This window comes from Streptomyces sp. NPDC060194 (genome assembly GCF_042728285.1).
In the GTDB taxonomy this organism is placed as follows: Bacteria; Actinomycetota; Actinomycetes; order Streptomycetales; family Streptomycetaceae; genus Streptomyces.
The window spans coordinates 1-3,795 of the sequence record NZ_JBHWZH010000255.1; the positions used below are offsets into that span (position 1 = coordinate 1).

2 protein-coding genes are annotated in these 3,795 nt (G+C 72.3%); both read left to right on the forward strand.

Features of this window, described 5'->3' with window-relative positions; all coding sequences use genetic code 11:
- Nucleotides 1-284: 284 nt before the first annotated feature.
- Nucleotides 285-1,673, forward strand: coding sequence for a dihydrolipoyl dehydrogenase (lpdA, locus tag ACFWEG_RS28495; protein ID WP_387220856.1), 1,389 nt, complete (start codon nt 285-287; stop codon nt 1,671-1,673).
- Nucleotides 1,674-1,930: 257 nt separating this feature from the next.
- Nucleotides 1,931-3,736, forward strand: coding sequence for a 2-oxoglutarate dehydrogenase, E2 component, dihydrolipoamide succinyltransferase (sucB, locus tag ACFWEG_RS28500; RefSeq protein WP_387220859.1), 1,806 nt, complete (start codon nt 1,931-1,933; stop codon nt 3,734-3,736).
- The last annotated feature ends 59 nt before the right edge of the window (nt 3,737-3,795 follow it).

The window sequence follows — 3,795 nt, forward strand, 5'->3', positions numbered from 1 at the left end:
CGCGCGTGCTCTACCACGCGCCGGGGCCCGCTTCGTCCGCCGACCGGGGCACGGGCGTTCGCTCTGGACGAAATCCGTGCCTCCGTACGGGCGAGGGAGGCGGGCAGAAGGGGATCGGCGGTCCGCTCCCCGGCCCCGCGTCCCGCCACCCGCGAACAAGTGCGAAGATGGGTGACTGGCAGGACAGGGCCCCCACCACAGGGCCGACGACATACAGCGGCCGTAATCCGCCGCCGACCGGCCCTCGACGACCGGCACGGCGCACCATGCATGGAGGACGTGACGTGGCGAACGACGCCAGCACCGTTTTCGACCTAGTGATCCTCGGCGGCGGTAGCGGCGGTTACGCCGCGGCGCTGCGCGCTTCCCAGCTCGGCCTGGACGTCGCCCTGATCGAGAAGGGCAAGGTCGGCGGCACCTGCCTGCACAACGGCTGCATCCCCACGAAGGCCCTGCTGCACGCGGGCGAGATCGCCGACCAGGCCCGCGAGAGTGAGCAGTTCGGCGTCAAGGCCACCTTCGAGGGCATCGACATGGCGGCCGTCCACAAGTACAAGGACGACGTCATCTCCGGCCTGTACAAGGGCCTGCAGGGTCTGATCGCGTCCCGCAAGGTGACGTACATCGAGGGCGAGGGCAAGCTGTCGTCGCCGACGTCGGTCGACGTGGGCGGCCAGCGGGTCGAGGGCCGCCACGTCCTGCTCGCGACCGGCTCCGTGCCGCGCTCGCTGCCGGGCCTGGAGATCGACGGCAACCGCGTCATCTCCTCCGACCACGCCCTGAAGCTCGACCGCGTGCCGAAGTCCGCGATCGTGCTCGGCGGCGGCGTGATCGGCGTCGAGTTCGCCTCCGCGTGGAAGTCGTTCGGCTCCGAGATCACCGTCATCGAGGGCCTGAAGCACCTCGTCCCGGCCGAGGACGAGAACAGCTCCAAGCTGCTCGAGCGCGCTTTCCGCAAGCGCGGCATCAAGTTCAACCTGGGCACCTTCTTCCAGGGCGTCGAGTACACCCAGGACGGCGTCAAGGTCACCCTCGCCGACGGCAAGACGTTCGAGGCGGAGCTGCTGCTCGTCGCCATCGGCCGCGGCCCCGTCTCGCAGGGCCTCGGCTACGAGGAGCAGGGCGTCGCCATGGACCGCGGCTTCGTCCTGGTCGACGAGTACATGCAGACCAACGTCCCCACGATCTCGGCCGTCGGCGACCTCGTCCCGACCCTCCAGCTCGCGCACGTCGGCTTCGCCGAGGGCATGCTCGTCGCCGAGCGGCTGGCCGGCCAGAAGGTCGTCCCGATCGACTACGACGGTGTCCCGCGGGTCACCTACTGCCACCCCGAAGTCGCGTCCGTCGGCATCACCGAGGCGAAGGCCAAGGAGATCTACGGCGCGGACAAGGTCGTCGCGCTCAAGTACAACCTGGCCGGCAACGGCAAGAGCAAGATCCTGAAGACCGCGGGCGAGATCAAGCTGGTCCAGGTCAAGGACGGGGCCGTCGTCGGCGTCCACATGGTCGGCGACCGGATGGGCGAGCAGGTCGGCGAGGCGCAGCTGATCTACAACTGGGAGGCGCTGCCGGCCGAGGTCGCGCAGCTCGTCCACGCGCACCCGACGCAGAACGAGGCCATGGGCGAGGCGCACCTGGCGCTGGCCGGGAAGCCGCTGCACTCGCACGACTAGTCGCCGCGGGGACTCGCCGGTGGACCCGGCGGGATCCGGGACCGCGGGCCGCGCGCCTGAGAGGCTGACGTCAGCGCCGCGCGGCACGGCACGGCACCGGAGCACGCGGGTCCGGCGGGTACCGCACGACGGACCGCACGCGCGCCCCGCGGCCCCCCGGGGCCGCGACGACCACCAGACTTCCGTACTCCCCCGGGCTCTCGGCCGATGCCCGAGCAGGCAGGGGGAGACACCATCGCTAAGGAGCAACCGAAACCATGCCGGTTTCCGTAACCCTGCCGGCGCTCGGCGAGAGCGTCACCGAGGGCACCGTCACCCGCTGGCTGAAGGCCGAGGGTGAGCGCGTCGAGGCCGACGAGCCGCTGCTCGAGGTCTCGACCGACAAGGTCGACACCGAGATCCCGTCGCCGGCGGCGGGCGTCCTGTCGTCCATCAAGGTCGCCGAGGACGAGACCGTCGAGGTCGGCGCCGAGCTCGCCGTGATCGACAACGGCTCCGGCGGCGGCTCGGGCGAGTCGGCCGCGCCCGCCGAGCAGTCCGCGCCGTCCGCGGACGAGGCCCCGGCGCAGGAGGCCCCCACGGCCCCCTCCACCGAGACCGAGGCCCCCGCGGCCGCGCCGACCGCCGAGTCGGCGTCCGGCGGCGGCTCCGCCTCCGGCACGGACGTCGTCCTGCCGGCGCTCGGCGAGAGCGTCACCGAGGGCACCGTCACCCGCTGGCTGAAGGAGGTCGGCGAGGAGGTCTCCGAGGACGAGCCGCTGCTCGAGGTCTCCACGGACAAGGTCGACACCGAGATCCCCTCCCCCGCGTCCGGCGTCCTGCTGGAGATCGTCGTCGGCGAGGACGAGACGGCCGAGGTCGGCGCGAAGCTGGCCGTGATCGGTGAGAAGGGTGCGGCGCCCGCCGCGGCCCCGGAGCCGAAGCAGGAGGCTCCGAAGCAGCAGGAGGCCCCGAAGCAGGAGGCCCCCAAGGCCGAGCCCGCTCCGGCCCCCGCGCCGGAGGCTCCGAAGCAGGAGGCCCCGAAGCAGGAGGCCCCGAAGCCGGCCGCCCAGCCGCAGCCCGCCGCGCAGCCGCAGCCGGCCGCCGCGCCCGCCCCCGCCGCCCCGGCCCAGGGCTCCGGCGCGGACGGCGCGTACGTCACGCCGCTGGTGCGCAAGCTCGCCTCGGAGAACGGCGTCGACCTCGCGTCGGTCACCGGCTCCGGCGTCGGCGGCCGCATCCGCAAGCAGGACGTCCTGGAGGCGGCCGAGGCCGCCAAGGCCGCCGCCTCGCAGCCGGCCGCCCCGGCCGCCGCCGCAGCCCCGGCCGCCTCGAAGGCGCCGAAGCTGGAGGTCTCCCCGCTGCGCGGGCAGACCGTCAAGATGACCCGCATGCGCAAGGTCATCGGCGACAACATGATGAAGGCGCTGCACGGCCAGGCGCAGCTCACCTCCGTCGTCGAGGTCGACATCACCAAGCTGATGCGGCTGCGCGCGCAGGCCAAGGACTCCTTCGCCGCGCGTGAGGGCGTCAAGCTGTCCCCGATGCCGTTCTTCGTCAAGGCGGCGGCCCAGGCGCTGAAGGCCCACCCGGTCGTCAACGCCCGGATCAACGAGGACGAGGGCACGATCACCTACTTCGACTCCGAGAACATCGGGATCGCGGTGGACTCCGAGAAGGGTCTGATGACCCCGGTCATCAAGGGGGCCGGCGACCTCAACCTCGCGGGCATCGCCAAGAAGACCGCGGAGCTGGCCGGCAAGGTCCGCGGCAACAAGATCACCCCGGACGAGCTGGGCGGTGCGACCTTCACCATCAGCAACACCGGTTCGCGCGGCGCGCTGTTCGACACCGTCATCGTGCCGCCGAACCAGGTCGGCATCCTCGGCATCGGCGCCACGGTCAAGCGCCCGGTCGTCATCAACCACCCGGACCTGGGCGAGACCATCGCGATCCGCGACATGACGTACCTGGCGCTCAGCTACGACCACCGCCTGGTGGACGGCGCCGACGCGGCCCGCTACCTCACGACGGTCAAGCAGATCCTGGAGGCCGGCGAGTTCGAGGTCGAGCTCGGCCTGTAACCCGGCACCGGCGCCTTCGCGCCACCGAGGGCCCCGCCCGGACGCACCCCGTCCGGGCG

Bases quoted from the DNA above. Each gene is read 5' to 3' on its own strand.
- sucB (WP_387220859.1), top strand. From the start codon at position 1,931: ATGCCGGTTTCCGTAACCCTGCCGGCGCTCGGCGAGAGCGTCACCGAG.